The sequence below is a fragment of the Leucogemmata humicola genome, assembly GCF_055379415.1.
This window is the reverse complement of record NZ_AP040875.1, coordinates 284251-299309: the sequence shown is the minus strand read 5'-3', so window position 1 is coordinate 299309 and position 15059 is coordinate 284251. Positions and strand designations below refer to the sequence as shown.

Annotated in this window: 8 protein-coding genes; 4 read left to right on the top strand and 4 right to left on the bottom strand. The window is 61.5% G+C overall.

The features are described 5' to 3' along the window. Positions 1 to 83 precede the first annotated feature (83 nt). Positions 84 to 836 carry a hypothetical protein gene (locus AC6H4Z_RS01285; protein WP_497544922.1) on the top strand — a complete coding sequence of 251 codons (753 nt, stop codon included), beginning with the start codon at positions 84 to 86 and terminating at the stop codon, positions 834 to 836. Here the strand turns inward: AC6H4Z_RS01285 and AC6H4Z_RS01280 are convergent. Further along, positions 763 to 3789 (bottom strand): glycoside hydrolase domain-containing protein, encoded by a 3027-nt coding sequence (locus tag AC6H4Z_RS01280; protein ID WP_497544921.1) that lies wholly within the window; start codon positions 3787 to 3789, stop codon positions 763 to 765. The two genes, AC6H4Z_RS01285 and AC6H4Z_RS01280, sit on opposite strands and share 74 nt — an antisense overlap. 119 nt (positions 3790 to 3908) lie before the next feature. On the opposite strand from AC6H4Z_RS01280, the gene AC6H4Z_RS01275 reads away from it, so the two are divergent. The 3 genes from AC6H4Z_RS01275 (at position 3909) to AC6H4Z_RS01265 (ending at position 9767) form a co-directional block, all read left to right on the top strand. After that, on the top strand, positions 3909 to 5213 hold the full coding sequence (locus AC6H4Z_RS01275) for an alpha/beta fold hydrolase (RefSeq protein ID WP_497544920.1): 1305 nt from the start codon (positions 3909 to 3911) through the stop codon (positions 5211 to 5213). A 20-nt stretch (positions 5214 to 5233) separates the two neighbouring features. Next, complete coding sequence (locus AC6H4Z_RS01270; RefSeq protein ID WP_497544919.1) at positions 5234 to 7729, top strand: ADOP family duplicated permease; 2496 nt, start codon at positions 5234 to 5236, stop codon at positions 7727 to 7729. Positions 7730 to 7838: 109 nt separating this feature from the next. Next, complete coding sequence (locus AC6H4Z_RS01265; RefSeq protein WP_497544918.1) at positions 7839 to 9767, top strand: CocE/NonD family hydrolase; 1929 nt, start codon at positions 7839 to 7841, stop codon at positions 9765 to 9767. Here the strand turns inward: AC6H4Z_RS01265 and AC6H4Z_RS01260 are convergent. From AC6H4Z_RS01260 to AC6H4Z_RS01250, 3 genes are all read right to left on the bottom strand, one after another. Then, positions 9764 to 10015 (bottom strand): DUF4242 domain-containing protein, encoded by a 252-nt coding sequence (locus AC6H4Z_RS01260; RefSeq protein WP_497544917.1) that lies wholly within the window; start codon positions 10013 to 10015, stop codon positions 9764 to 9766. The genes AC6H4Z_RS01265 and AC6H4Z_RS01260 overlap by 4 nt on opposite strands. A 202-nt stretch (positions 10016 to 10217) precedes the next feature. Then, a complete protein-coding gene (locus AC6H4Z_RS01255) occupies positions 10218 to 11621 on the bottom strand; it encodes a RagB/SusD family nutrient uptake outer membrane protein (RefSeq protein WP_497544916.1) in 1404 nt (467 codons plus the stop codon). Positions 11622 to 11655: 34 nt separating this feature from the next. Beyond that, positions 11656 to 14769: a SusC/RagA family TonB-linked outer membrane protein gene (locus AC6H4Z_RS01250; RefSeq protein ID WP_497544915.1), complete on the bottom strand. Its 3114-nt coding sequence runs from the start codon at positions 14767 to 14769 to the stop codon at positions 11656 to 11658. Positions 14770 to 15059: the final 290 nt, after the last annotated feature.

Genomic DNA, 15059 nt, shown 5'->3' with positions numbered 1-15059 from the left:
GCTAGCGGGCTACCGCCAGGTCACCCAGGTCTTGCTCGGATTGTTTTGCATTCGGAGACGCACGTAGCAATCTTTCGATTGACATGAGCGAAAGGCGATTCAACGAGGCCGAAGTCGCGGCCATCTTCGAGCGCGCCGCCGAGGCGCAGCAAAGCGGGAGCAAGCAGCTGCCGTCAGGCGCCGGCATGTCGTTAGCCGAGCTTCAGGACATCGGCCGGGAGGTCGGACTTTCGCCAGACTCGATCGTCCGTGCCGCACGTGAAATCGACGGCAGCGGACGACTCGCACCGCGCAAATTCCTCGGCCTTCCGCTCGGCGTTGGACTAACGATCGATCTCGATCGCAAACTCTCGGACGACGAGTGGGACCAGTTCGTCGTCGATTTGCGCGAGACCTTTCATGCGCGCGGCACGGTGAAGAGCGAAGGCTCGCTGAGGCAATGGACCAACGGGAACCTCCAGGCGTTGCTCGAACCGACGCCTGGCGGACAGCGTATTCGTCTCAAAACAGTGAAGGGCGACGCGCGAGCGATGATGGTGATGGGCATGTCTATGTTCGGCGCTTGGGCAATCGGAGTCGGTGCGGCGATTGTCGGCGGCTCAACGATCAACATCGCCATGACGTCGACGCTCGGCGCGTTCGCGGCCGTCGGCGTAGCGATGTTCGGCATGACGGCGCTGCGGCTCCCGTCGTGGGCTCGGACGCGTCGGCAGCAGATGGAAGAAGTCGCCGCTCGCGTCGCGCTCACCACGTCGCGGCCAGCTACTGCTGCTCTAGAATCAGCAACAACCCCTTCTTCCCCGGCACCACAATCGCCTCGGCCGGCTTCCACGTAGCCGCGTTCTGAAACTCGGCGATTGCCGGCGCATGAATTCTCGTCCGCGCCGGATCGAGGCCGAGTGCTTTCCAGTCGATGGTGAGACGTACCTGCACATCGTGGTCGTTCCAGTTTCCGAGCGACACCATCGCTTTGCGATCTCTGATCCACGTTGTCGCCAACACGGCTGTGTCGCTCGTCGTCACGGGATCGCGGCCTGACCACCAGCCGTACATACGACTTTGCTGAATGCCGAAGTCGTCCCATGCTTTCCAGATCGGCGTCGGATCGCCGGACCAGGGAAGGCGTGCCGTCATCCCCATGGTGAGTCCACGCCATGGATTGCCGCCCTTCTCGAGCATTTCACCCATCAAGCCAAACGGAATGCCTGAGATCTCGACGAGCCAGTAGTCGGGGCGTGAGTCGTAGTCGAAGTATTCGCCGAACCAGAGCCGATTGATGAATGGAAAGTGTTCGAGATACAGATTCGCGCTCGACGCGAACCCGTCGCGCGGATTGTACTGGTTCGCCGAATGCAGGTCGATCAACGCGCCTGGGTTTCCGCGATCGAGTACCTTCCGCATTCGCTTCATCGTGATTCGATCGAACGCAACGTCGTCGAGATACAGCCCATCGATCTTCTCGTGCTGGACCAGCCAGTTGAGTCCTTCGACATAGAAGTTGTGCCAGCGAGAGACGCCACTGTTGACGACGGCAGCATCTTTGATCTGCGGTACATGCCACGCGGCGAGATAGTCCGATCCCAGGTGCTCCTGTAGCCACGAGAAGCCGCCGCCCGGTCCGTGCGAGAGCACCTCGTCGCCGAGTGAGTGAAGCGCGAACAGCTCGGGCGCGTGGTCGGTGAGTTCACGAACGGTGTAGTAGATCTTGACCTTGAGATCGCGTGCATGCGCCGAGTCGATGTACGACCGCATGGCCGCCGTTTCGATGAACGGATAGTTGATCCACGGATTGATTCGCGTGGCGTGGTGCACGTTCACCGTATTCGCGCCGCGCTTGATGATGGAGTCCACCGGAACGAACGCGTGGAAATACCGCGTCGTCCACTGCCCCTTCGTATCGAGCGGTTTGAACGGCGTGATCGCCAGGCGGAAATCGAAGCGCAGCGAATCGCCAGCTTCTATGACGCGCGCCCCGCTGAAACACGACACGAGCACTTCCTGCTTCGACGCATCACTGCCGATTGTGCACCCGCCAGCCCCGTGATTCGCCCACGACGTTGGCTCGATCAGCGGTTTTGACAGATAGAAATTCGTGTTCAACGGTCGCACGTAGTGCTCATCCTTGAGCGTGAACTGCATGCCGGCGTTCACGTCGCCAATCCACGCGCCGTCCTGATTCTTCTTCGCGACGTCCCACTTCCAATCGAACGACGCCGGGCGGAATCCGCCCTTCTGGCCGAGTCCCATCATGTACTTCGCGGCGGCAATCTTATACGGGATCTGCAGTCGTATATCAGAAAGCGACGTACGCGCAGACGCCGAAAGCGCGATGGTGTATTCCACGGTGCCGTCGAAATCGAGCTGCGCATTCGTGCGCATGGTCAGCGCGCCGGCTCGGCGCGTCACGCTCCACGCGACGGCACCTGCGGCGCGTTTCGTGATCGTCGGTGCGGGGCCGGTCCATTTGACGTCGTTGCCGCCGGCGCGAACGAGAAGTTGTACCGGGGCATTCAGTACGTCGCGCGACGTGCTCGTGATGGACGTGTTGTTCGCACTGAAGAACGATTTGATCGCCGACGGAAACCCGTCAGCGCCGAACGTCAGCGAGCGTCCGAGAAACGAGATCGTAGTTCCCGCTACGCGCATCGCCGTGTACGGTGCGACGATCCCATCGTCCGCTGCGAGTTGCGAGTTGAGCCAGCGCAGTCGCGTCAGTTGCGACGGATCGTCGTCGCCATGGTTGACGATTACGTCCTTCCCCACCGATATCGTGATCGGAATTTCCTGATCCGCATTTCCTCGGCTGCGAAGAATCACCTTGCCGGAGTATTCACCGGGCGCCGCCGTCGCTGGCACATCCACGCCGAACCATAGGGCTTGAATTCGTCCGCGGTCGACGTGCAGCGCTCGCACAAAGCGGCGGCCCGACCAGTCAGTGCCTTCGAAGTTGATTGCCGTGATGCGCGACGCTGGAATCGTCGCCTTACCATCACGCATCGTTAGCGCTGTCGCCCGGTAGCGCAGCGAATCGACCGGCGACTTGTGCGCAAACACGCCAATCTGAAATGCGTAGAACTCGCCGCGCTTTGCGCTACCGACGAATGGTGTGAATGCGCCACGTTGCGCCCATCTCGCAGGAATGTCCTGCGTCATCCGAATCGAGTTGGCCCGATCTTCCGGGAATGCGAGAAAGGGCGCATCGGCGTGCGCCGCTTCGACGGCAGCCACCTCGCGTGCCGTCGCGATGTACTCCATCTGCGTGAAGCGCGAGAACTCGTCACTCGCGTCGAAGCCTACGAGCGTTGCCGTTGGCAGCGCTGAAACGGATACGCCGTCGAGGTGATTTGCGGCCATCCATGCGGCGTCCGCCGTTTCCTGCGGCGGGCGATATGTGATCTTGGGATAGTTCGACTTGAACGTGCCCGTGTAGGGCATGTAGTACACATAGTAGTCGCCGGCGCGCTTCGCTTCGAACACGATATCGCCGTACTGGCGCGTGACGGTCTTTCGCACGGCGTTGCCAACACGCTCGCCTGTGCTCGCATCGATGACGATCGTCGCGACATTCGCTGGGATCGTATCGCGTCGGCGCCACTCTATATGGGCAAGCACCGCAGGACTCGCAGCAGACACGCGAACCACCGCGCGGTGGTTACCGAGTGAGTCCGGCTCCCAGGTGCCGACACCGTAGCGCAGCTGCGCGGATGCCGTGGCTGGCACCGACACGAAGATGATCAGTATCGCCGCGACAAGTCGTGCACTCGCTGCCGAAAGGATGCGTCTCGTCATCCTGACAACTTGCGCGTTCCCGCTATCCGGCGCGAGGCAGCAGGGACGTTGACACTCCGTCACGGGCGTACATATACTATGCCAATAGTAGATGCTGGAGTTTACCTGCGGGAGGGGACGTGAAACGCATTTTCTATTGTATTGCCGTTTGGGCAGCACTCACCGCGACGACCGCGCGCGCACAAGACGTCACCGGCACGTGGCAAGGCACGCTCGCCATTACGCCTCGCGCCCTTCGGCTGATCTTCGAAGTCAGCCGCGTCGATAGCGCTCGACTGAGAGTCAACCAATTCAGCATCGACCAGGGCGGGTTCGATGCTCCGGCGGTGGCGGATACGGTCACGTATTCTGCGCACACGCTTCGCGCAGTCTTCGGCCGGCTCCGCGGAACGTATGAAGGAATTCTCAGCGCCGATGGATCGACGATCACGGGCACATGGACACAAGGTGGTCCACCGACCGCGCTCGTTTTTTCTCGTCAGACCGAGGCCACCGCGTGGCGAGATCCGTCCGCGCATACCTCGCGTTTTCTCGCGGTACAACCGGGCGTCTCACTCGAAGTACTCGATTGGGGCGGTAACGGTCGACCGGTCGTTCTAATGGCTGGCGCGGGAAATACGGCGCACGTCTTCGATCAGATAGCGCCAAAGCTGTCGAAGCAGTATCACGTTTACGGCATCACGCGACGCGGCTTCGGACGCTCCAGCGTCCCGCCGGCCGGATACTCCGCCGATCGACTAGCCGACGATGTCCTCGCCATCATCGACTCGTTACGGCTTTCGCGTCCGGTGTTGATCGGTCACTCCATCGCCGGCGAAGAGCTGAGCTCGATCGGGTCGCGACACCCCGAGAAAGTATCCGGCCTCGTTTATCTCGATGCCGGCTATGCGTACGCGTTCTACGATTCGGCGCAGGATAACGTGCTGATGAACATCTATGACGTGCAGCGAAAACTCGCGCGCATTTCTCCGACGCTCAGCCCAAAGGCTATTCAGGACATTCTCGACGAGTTGCTCGACGTGAGTCTTCCGTTGATGGAGCGGGACATGCGCTCCTGGTCCAAGCGTCTTGCGGCCCGACCCGATCGACTCGTAACCCCTCCGCAGCTCGCGCGCGACTTTGTCGCGGACTCTCTTTTCGCCGGTGAACAGAAGTTCACGAAGATCAGCAGCCCGGTACTCGCGATCTTCGCCGCGCCACGCGAAGTCCCGGCGGCCATCGCGAAGGACTCGGCAGCCATCGCGCGCAACGACTCGACGTATCTGGCCGGCGTCATGCCACAGATCCTCGCCTTCGAGCGGGGTATTCCAGGATCACGGATCGTTCGAATTCCCCACTCGAATCACTTCGTCTTCCGATCGAACGAGGCAGAAGTGCTCCGCGAGATCGAGGCGTTCATCGGCGGCCTAGGACGAACCCCCTAGGCCAACCCCTCGAGCGATTCGTGTGTCTCACGATCATGCTCGACGTCATCCTTCAAGACCTCCGCTACGCGCTTCGCGGACTCCAGGCCAAGCCGGGCTTCACGACCGCCGTCGTCCTGACGATCGCCCTCGGCATTGGCGCCAACGGCGCGATGTTCGGCATCGTCGACCGCATGCTCTTCCGCCCCCCGGCCATGATGATCGACCCGGCCACGGCGCATCGGGTATACGTGCGCGAGATGTCTCGGGGCAAAGAGCGAACGGGGAACGTGAGCATGTACGCGCGCTTCCACGACTTGGCGACGGAATCGAAGTCGCTATCGAACACAGCAGCGTTTGCAATGAACGACCTCGCGGTCGGCGTAGGCGATGCCGCCAAAGAAATGCGCGTCGCGAGTGTGAGCGCGGCGTTCTTCGGCTTTTTCGACGCCCCGCCGGCGCTGGGTCGCTACTTCACGCCAGCCGAAGATGAGCCGCCGACGGGAGCATCGGTTGCCGTGCTCAGCTATCCGACATGGCTGACCCAGTTTGGCGCACGACACGATGCGCTCGGGTCGAAAGTGCAGATCGGCTCAGTCGTGTACACGATCATTGGTGTCGCGCCGCAAGGATTCGTGGGACTGTGGGCCGACCAACCCCCGGCGTACATCGTTCCCATCACGAGCTACGGCGCGGCGCAGGCCGTCGGCATCAAAACGAAGTCGGTCTGGTGGAAGACGTATCAGTGGGGCTGGCTGTCGATGATCGCGCGTCGGAAGCCGGGCGTGAGTGTCGATGCAGCGAACGCTGACCTTACTGTAGCCGCGGAACACAGCTACGAAAATCAAACCCTCGAGAATGGACGTGGCACGCCATTGAAGCTGGCGCGCGTTCACGTGACGCTCGGATCGATCCTCCTCGAGCGCGGACCCAATGCGTCTTCGTTCGCGAAAGTGGCGACGTGGGTCGCTGGTGTGGCGATCATCGTTCTCATCGTCGCGTGCGCCAACGTCGCGAACTTGCTGCTCGCCCGCGCAATCCGCCGACGCCGCGAGATCGCCGTACGACTTGCACTCGGCGTCAGTCGCGGACGCCTGGTCGCCCAATTGCTCACTGAGAGTTTGCTGCTCGCGCTCTTCGGTGGGGCCGCGGCGCTGCTGGTGGCCCAGTGGGGTGGAGCGGCACTCAGAGCGCGATTGATGCCCGATAGTACGCCGCCGATGGTGTTCCGCGACGGACGAACGATCGTCTTCACGGTCGCAGCGGCTCTCGTTGTCGGCGTGCTGACTGGACTCGCGCCTGTGTTGCAGACGCGGCGGGCAAATCTCGTCGATGACCTCAAGTCAGGGGCGCGCGAAGGAACGTTCCATCGTTCACCAGTCCGCGCTGGCCTGTTGCTCCTTCAGGGCGCGTTGTCGGTCGTGTTGCTCGTTGGCGCTGGTCTCTTCGTTCAGAGTTTACGAAACGTCCAGTCGATGCGCCTGGGCTTCGACGTCGATCCAATCGCGACCGTCGAACTGAACATGCGCGGCGTATCACTGGATAGCACCAAGATGGTTGCGCTGCGCAATCAACTTCTCGAACGCGCCACGCACATCCCCGGTGTAGAGCGCGCGAGCCTGCAGGTGACGACTCCATTCTGGGGTATGTGGAGCGCCCGTCTCACCGTCGCCGGTATCGATACGGTTGGAAAACTCGGCCAGTTCGATCTGAACGCGGTGTCGCCCGACTACTTCGCGACGATGGGCACGCGCATGGTTCGCGGCCGATTCATCTCGGCAGCGGACGTAGAGAACTCGCAGCGCGTAGTCGTCGTGAGTGAGTCGATGGCGAAGACTCTCTGGCCAGGGCGTGATGCGATCGGTCAGTGCATTCGCGTGGGCGCCGACACGACGCCGTGTACGTACGTCGTTGGTGTGGCCGAGAACATCAAGGAACGGGCGCTGAGCGACGATCCGGGATTGTTCTACTATTTGCCGGCAGCACAATTCAACCCTCATCGCGGTGGCCTGGTCGTTCGCACGCACGGAAACGCGGCCAGCTATCTCGAGGCGATTCGTCGCGAGCTGCAGCGAGAGATGCCCGGCGCATCGTACGTCACCGTCACTCCGTTCGCGACGATCTTCGGCGGCGAAACGAAGTCATGGCAGCTCGGCACGACGACGTTCGTTGCATTCGGCTTTCTCGCGCTAGTGATCGCGGCGATTGGACTGTACAGCGTCATCGCGTACAACGTTGCCCAGCGCACGCACGAGATGGGCGTTCGCGTCGCGCTCGGAGCGCAGGGGCACGACGTCGTGCGCCTGGTGCTTTCCGAAGGCATGCGGCTTGGCGTCGCCGGTGTCGCACTCGGCGCCATCGCCGCTCTAGTTGCCGGGAAGTGGGTTCAGCCGCTCCTGTTCCAGCAATCGCCTCGTGATCCGCTCGTGTTCGGCGTGGTCACCGTCGTACTGCTTGGTGTGACGCTCGTGGCCAGCTGGATCCCAGCCCGTCGTGCATCGCGCGTTGAGCCAAACATCGCGCTAAGGACCGACTGACGGGGGACCGTTCGCGCTTCGTATCCCCTCCGTAGCTCTACGGCCGGTTGCAGTGGACGCCCGCCCTACCGGAGGCGAGATTCTCTCGACCGCACAACTCGAGACTCTCATGCGCGCCCTGCTCCGCACGTCTGCCGCCATCGCACTCGCTCTCGCGCCATCGCTTGCCGCCCAAGGCCGTGGCGGCGTCGATTCCGCGGCGATCAATCGAATTCGCGACCGGTACAAAAAGACGGAGGTGCGCATTCGGGCGCGAGACGGCGTGCAGCTCTTCACGTCGATCTACACGCCGCGCGATACGAGTCGACGGTACCCGATCATGATGTCGCGCACACCATACGGTGTTGCGCCGTACGGCGGCGACCAGTACCCGGCGCGACTCGGACCCAGCCAGCGGTTCAGCGATGATGGATTCATCTTCGTCTATCAGGACACGCGCGGACGGTTCATGTCGGAAGGGTACTTCCAGTACATGACGCCGCACATCGACGTAAAACACGGCGCCAAGGATGTCGACGAGAGCACGGACACTTACGACACGATCGACTGGCTGATCAAGAACATCCCGCACAACAACGGCCGAGTAGGCACGTGGGGCATCTCTGCTCCAGGGTTCTTCACGGCTGCCGGAATGATCGACGCACATCCGGCGCACAAGGCTGCGAGTCCGCAAGCGCCACTGATCGATTGGTATTTCGGCGACGATCGTCATCACAACGGCACGTTGACGCTCGCCCAGAGTTTCAATTTCCTCATGGGCTTCGCGCGGGCTCGGCCCGAGCCGACCGTGACGAACTACGGCACGCCGATGACGATGAATCGCGACAATGCCGACGGCTACCGCTTCTTCCTCGAGATGGGCCCGAACAAGAATGCCGACGCCAAGTACTTCGGCGACAAGCTGGCGTTTTGGGATTCGATGATGGCGCACCCGAACTATGACTCGTTCTGGCAGAAGCGTTCGCTCGCGCCGCACCTCAAGAACATCGCGCCGGCCGTGCTCTTCGTCGGTGGATGGTTCGACGGGGAAGATCCGTACGGACCGCTGCGCGCTTCGAAAGCCATGGACACGCTCAGCCCAAAGACGCAGAAGACGCTCATCGTCGGACCGTGGGCTCACGGCGCCTGGGCGAACGGTGATCTAACGAGCTTCGGCTTCGTTCCCTTCGGCCAGGCGACTGGGCCGTTCTTTAGAGATTCTGTAGAATTTCCGTTCTTCCTTTGCGCGCTCGAAGATCGCTGCGACCGTCAGGTGGGCAAGGCGATCATGTACGAGACGGGTGCCAACAAGTGGCACACGTTCGGTCAGTGGCCGCCAAAGGAAGTCACGCCGAAGTCGCTGTACCTCCATACCGGCGGCGCGCTGTCGTTCGACCCGCCCACTGAAGCGAAGGCAATGGACAGCTACGTGAGCGATCCGGCCAAGCCGGTGCCGTACACCAACGCACTGTCGTTCGGATACTTCCGCAACTATCCGGCAGAAGATCAGCGCTTCGCCGCTGCGCGCCCCGACGTCTTGGTCTATCAGACACCGCCGCTCGACAACGACATCACGCTCGCCGGCCAGATCGGTGTGTCGCTCAAGATCGCTTCGACCGGCACGGATGCCGACTTCATCGTGAAGGTGATCGACGTCTACCCGAACGGAATGCCAGCGAACCCGGACGTTCCGGCCGCAGTCGCGACGCTGACAGGTGAGCAACTATCTGGATTCGAGCAACTCGTGAAGGGCGATGTGTTCCGAGCGCGATGGCGCAACGGATACGTTACGCCAAAGCCGCTCGTGCCCGGACAGCCTGCAGCCATCGACTATCAGCTGCAGGATGTCTTTCACACGTTCAAAAAGGGCCACCGCCTGATGATTCAGGTGCAGAGCACCTGGTTCCCGCTCATCGATCGGAACCCGCAGACCTTCGTGCCGAACATCAACACCGCGAACGAGTCCGATTTCAAAGCGGCGACAATGCGCGTGTACCGATCGAAGGACCTGGCCACGCATCTGACATTGCCGATCCTGCCAACGACCATCGTCCCCTAGTGGCCTTCTTTGACCTCGGTGATGCTGTCGGCGACGAGTCCATGTCCCTCGCGGTGGACGCAGATCGCGGCCTCCTTGGTCGGGGCTTCGACTAGGCAGAACACCTTGCCGGTGTCTTCGCTGAACCAGTATTGGAGATACTTCACGTCGTGCTTGCCCTGCGTCTCGAGGTCCTTCTGATGCGCACCCGCAACAGCCTCTTTGGTCAGACCCGGCACATGTTCGTGTACGTCCATGAACAACGGCATTCTCTCGAACTCCTCTCTCGGTGGTACAGGCGCTGAGCACATTGCCCCGCGCCTTGGAGACGAAGGCTAGGCAACAAGAGGAATGATGAGGATGACTGAGCGGCCGGATCGCTTGCTCGATCGTCCGAAACAGCGAGGCAAAGAAAGAGGGCGAAGGATGAGATGTTCTTCACCCTTCACCCTTTTCGTACATCCGTCGTTCTTACGCCTTGCGATCGATGCAGCCCGTGAAGTTCGGGTTCTGCTTCTCGTTGTCCGTCACCGGCAGGTTCACGTCCGTGCCGTACGACGCACCGCCAGCTTTGTGGAACTTGCCCACCGGGAAGACTGCATCGTCGGCGCGGCCGTACTGACGGATGAGGCGGCGCAGGTCGCCCAACCGCATGCCGCGTCCGAACTGCCAGAACGCCTTCTCGCGGAAGAAGAGGCTCGTCGCCGCATCCTTCGTCGCTGGCGTCGCAAGAGCCGGCATTGCCGGCACCGTCAACGGGCCAAGGACCTGCGACGTCGCGCGCGCGGCATTGAGGATCGTCATCATCCCCGGAATGTCGTTCGCGTTGAGCTTCGCCTCGGCTTCGATCATTCGCGCGTCAATGCCCGTGGCGACCGGAATCGGATCGCTGCGAAGCAGCCAGATGTTCTGGTAGACGAGCGGTGTGATGCCATCGATCGACTTCGTGCCATTGCTCGTAGGCGAACCCGTCGCAGGAACGCGCGGATCGTTCGATGACGCGAACGGCAGAGCGTTCTTCGTCGTGCCTTGTGTGTCGAAGCTGTCGCTCACGACGAAACGCGCACGCGTCGACACCTGGCCAGCAAGGCCCCAGATGTTGTTGTCGTTCGTCGCCTGCGAGAACGTCACGTTGTACGTGTAGTTGGTCGGCACAGAGGCAACCGCCGTTGCCGCAGCCGCGAACTGTGCCATGTTGACCAGTGTGCGTCCCTTGGCGATCGACGCCGCGTTCCGGATCGAGATGCTCAACGCATCCGTGCCGTTGATCGTTGCCAGCGCAGAATCAAAGTGCGTGAGCGCAACGGCAAAGACCTGCTGGTTCGTCAACGGCTTTCCGTAGGTGAACGTCGTGCCGACCGTCTCACCCAGTGGTGTGCCGTTGCAGAACAGCTCGCCCAGCAGCATTTCAGAATAGCCCATGATGAAATACTGTTCGGCGACTTCGGCCGGCTTGTCAGCTACGTACGTACGAAGCCCCGCAATCGCGTCACGATAGAACGTTCGCGAGCGCGTCAGATCGCTGTACGCCGTCGACAACACGGAGTTGTTCGTCTGGATAACGCGTTGATCCGTCTCGTTATGCTGCGAGAAGGTGTCGCCAGACTTCCACACGTCGGCGAGAAGATCGCCGAGCAGCGTCGCTTCAGTCTGGTTGCCGTTCCCGCCACCTGGCGACAACTGCTGGAACCGGCCGAGCGCGCCAACACGAAGCGCCTCGGCGCCGGCGGCTCCTGCTCCTGAGATGTCTCCGGGGAGAATCGTTCCCGGTTGCTGTGGCGACAGCAGCTCATCGCGCGCATTACACGCGGAGAGCAGCATCAACCCAGCAGCTGTGAGTCCCGTAGCGACCCACCTGGCATGTCGTCTATTCATCTGTATCATCTCGATGATATGATCGGTGAGTTTTCTAGTAATGGAGATTGAGGCGCATCGTGTAGTACCGACGCGGCGCTGACGAAGCGAAGGTGCTCTGCACGTCGCCGGTCGAGAAGTTTTCTTCCGGATCCGCGCCGTGATAGTTCGTCCACACCTTGATGTTGCGCGCGCCGAGCGTCAGTGAAGCGCTGTTCGCTCGGACACGACGTAGGAACGAGCTCGGGATGTTGACCGTCGCCGACAGCTCACGGAAGCGCCAGAACTGGCCGTTCTCGAGATAGCCGAACGCCGTCGTGGGATTCTTCGCCGTGAACGCAACCGCGGCCGCCTGCTGCTGCAGCGACGCGTTCGGGTTCGACAAGCCGGGGCACGCCGGGTTGTTGCCGCACTGGAACGAGTACGTTCCGTTGGCAATCGAGTAGCCGCCCTTATAGTCGAACAGCGCGTTGATACGGATTTTGCGATCGAGCAACTCGAAGCCGTTCGAAACCGAGAAGATGTCCTTCGGGATCGACGAGCCGACGTATTCGAAGTTCGGATTGACCGTCACTTCCGTCGGAATGATGATGCCGTCGGAGTTCGAATCGGCATACGTGTACGTGCGATAGAAGAAGCCACGCACCGGGTAGCCGAGCGAGTCACGGTTCGCGCCCGTGCCATTCACGAACACCGTCTTGCCCGTAGCATCCTTGCCGAGCGAGAGGGTCTTGTTGTCGTTGTGCGACGCGCTCAGCGTGACATCCCAACCGAGACGTCGCGATGAAATGACGCTCGTCGTGATCGTCGCTTCGATGCCGGTGTTCTTCACAGCGGCAAGGTTCTGACGAACCGTCGTGGCCGATGCGGCAGACGACGGCGGAATCGCAACGTCGAACAGCGCATCCTTCGTGCTCTTCGAGTAGTACGTCACGTCGAGGTTCACTCGGCCGTTCAGTACTCGCGTTTCGAAGCCGCCCTCGAATTCGCTGGTCGTTTCAGGCTTGAGCGAGGAGTTGCCGAGCGAATTCGCGCGCAGGCCCGGCGAGTCGGTTCCATTCACGCTCACTACCGGCGCCGTGAACGTCACGAACGCATCGGTCGAGCGCGGCTGAACGCCGGACTGTCCATACGCGGCGCGTAGACGGAACTGGTTGAGCCAATCGAATCGCGGGAAGAAGCTTTCGTCGGAGAGAATCCACGAAAGGCTGGCCTTCGGATACGTGATGCTGTTCGCACTCGAACCGAACGCGCTGTTCTGGTCAGTACGGAGCGCAACCGTGAGGAACATGCGATCGCGGAACGTTGCCTGCTCCTGCGCGTAGTAGCCGAGCGTTTTGTCGGCCGACGGCAGCGTGGCGCTACCCGTCGTGACAGCTGCCTGAGTCACCGACTGTGCACCAGGCGGAAGCTGCGTGCCCGATGCGTTCGACGACTCGTTTTCCTGGTTCGTGTAGTCCGCGCCAACCGTGGTCTTGAGGTTCAACCAGTTGCGGGCCTGCCACGTCGCGTTGCTCGTGAGCTTCACCGAGAAGTTGCGATCGAGACGGTGACGGTCGGAAACGTTTCCAAGGCGCCACTGCGAGAAATCCGGGCACTCGCCGAACCGGCACAGCGCATAGCTGTAGCGGCTACCGAGGTCCATGCCGACGGTTCCGTCGTTCTGCCACCAGGAGAACGGACGCCACGCCGCCTGGATGCTGCTCGTGAGACGCTGAACGTCTTCACGCGCGAGGCGCTGGAAGATGTCGCCGTACGTGAACGAGTTGTTGCCGTACAGATTCTGGCCGCGTGAATCCTTGCCAGTGTTGCCAAGGCCGGCGCCAACAAAGCCCGGGCTCATCATCGACTGGTAGAACACGCTGTTGAAGTTGTTGTCGGTCTCAGCAAAACGCTGATTCAACTTTACGAAACCGGCGGCAACGTTCAGGTCGAACTGCGAGTTCGGCGACGCCGAGAGGTTGGCGCGAACCGTCTGGCCCTGCAGCGCTTCCGGATACTTCCACTCGTCGCGAATCGCCGTCTTCGCGGCGTCGAAGCGGGCGTTTTCAATCTCGGGCATCTTGATTGGGCCGATCTCGTTCTGCAGATCGCCGCTGACGAAGTAGCGCATCGTCTCCGATCCACCGCTCACCTGCATGCCGTACTGATCGCGATGTCCAGTGCTCAGCGGCGTGAGGTCCGAGCGATTGATGATGTTCAGCGACGTGACGCTGTCCTTGACGCACGTTCCGCCAGGGAGTTCGCGAAGAAGGCAGCGAATCTGCGTGGTCGGCGCCGCAGGACGGTGTCCCCAGATGGCGTACGTGTCGGGATAGTGCGCCTTATCCTGAATCGCACCGCCCTCACCGAACCACGTCCACCGCGCGTTGCCGGCGCGACCTTTCTTCGTGGTCACGACGATCACGCCGTTCGACGCGTCGGTTCCATACAGCGTTGCCGCCGACGGACCCTTCACGATCTCGATGTCTTCGATGTCGTCGGGGTTCAGACCCGCGAGGTTGGTTCCGTTCGACATCGTTCCGCCAGCGCCCACGGCGCTGAACGATCCTGCGTTGAATCGCACACCGTCAACGACCCAGATGGGCGCATTGCTCAGCGACAGCGAGCTGACGCCGCGAATGCGGATGACCGGAGCCGTTCCCGTCATTGCACCGGGGAGCACCACGACGCCGGGAGCCTTCCCGACGAGCAGGTCGCCGATGTTCGTGACAGGAGTTTCTTCGACGCGCCGATTCACGTCAGCAATCGTCGAGATGGTGTTACCGATTTCGACGCGGCGCTGCTGGCCCGTCGCCGTCGTCACGATCTCCTGCAGCTGCACGATGGCCTGCTTCATCGTGAAGTCCAGCGTCACCGATGCTCCGGTTGTTACGGTGATGGCTTTCTTCTGTTCCTGATATCCAACGCGGATGACGCGCACTTCCGCCGTGCCATTTGGCACTCCTCGAAGCGTGTACCGGCCATCCGGACCAGTCGCAACGTTCAGCGTGGTGCCGACGAGGAAGACGCGTGCCTCGGGAAGCGGCTCGCTTGTCGCCTCCGCGGCGACGCGACCACTCACAGTCGCTTGTTGTGCAGCAGCAAGGCCGGGCAGTACGACTAGCGCGAGCAACGCTATTGCTCGCGCGGGTCGGACCGTTAGCCATGAGGGGTGGGAAACTCTCATGATGGGGTCCCTAATGGTGGAAGGACGTTCTTTTTCCTAGCAGTCGCAAAACGGCCAGCATCGGCAAAGCTAGGCTGGCTAAGAATGCTTAGTGAGGAAACAGCGCGAAAGTGCCGATCGGTCACACGATTCGCGCGATCCGCGAACGCAGCGACTTCCATCGGCCACGCCGCGCGACGATTCGCGCGTGCGCATATCTCGCGCGATCACGCTTCCAGGCCGATCCATGCGTGCGATCAACCTGCTGGTCCCAAATGAATGTTTAAGTTCTCGAAAGCCCCTCAGGCGCG

Excerpts from the sequence above, each read along its gene's own strand:
- AC6H4Z_RS01285 (WP_497544922.1), top strand. The coding sequence starts at position 84 with ATGAGCGAAAGGCGATTCAACGAGGCCGAAGTCGCGGCCATCTTCGAG.
- AC6H4Z_RS01280 (WP_497544921.1), bottom strand. The coding sequence starts at position 3,789 with ATGACGAGACGCATCCTTTCGGCAGCGAGTGCACGACTTGTCGCGGCG.
- AC6H4Z_RS01265 (WP_497544918.1), top strand. The coding sequence starts at position 7,839 with ATGCGCGCCCTGCTCCGCACGTCTGCCGCCATCGCACTCGCTCTCGCG.
- AC6H4Z_RS01260 (WP_497544917.1), bottom strand. The coding sequence starts at position 10,015 with ATGCCGTTGTTCATGGACGTACACGAACATGTGCCGGGTCTGACCAAA.
- AC6H4Z_RS01255 (WP_497544916.1), bottom strand. The coding sequence starts at position 11,621 with ATGAATAGACGACATGCCAGGTGGGTCGCTACGGGACTCACAGCTGCT.
- AC6H4Z_RS01250 (WP_497544915.1), bottom strand. The coding sequence starts at position 14,769 with ATGAGAGTTTCCCACCCCTCATGGCTAACGGTCCGACCCGCGCGAGCA.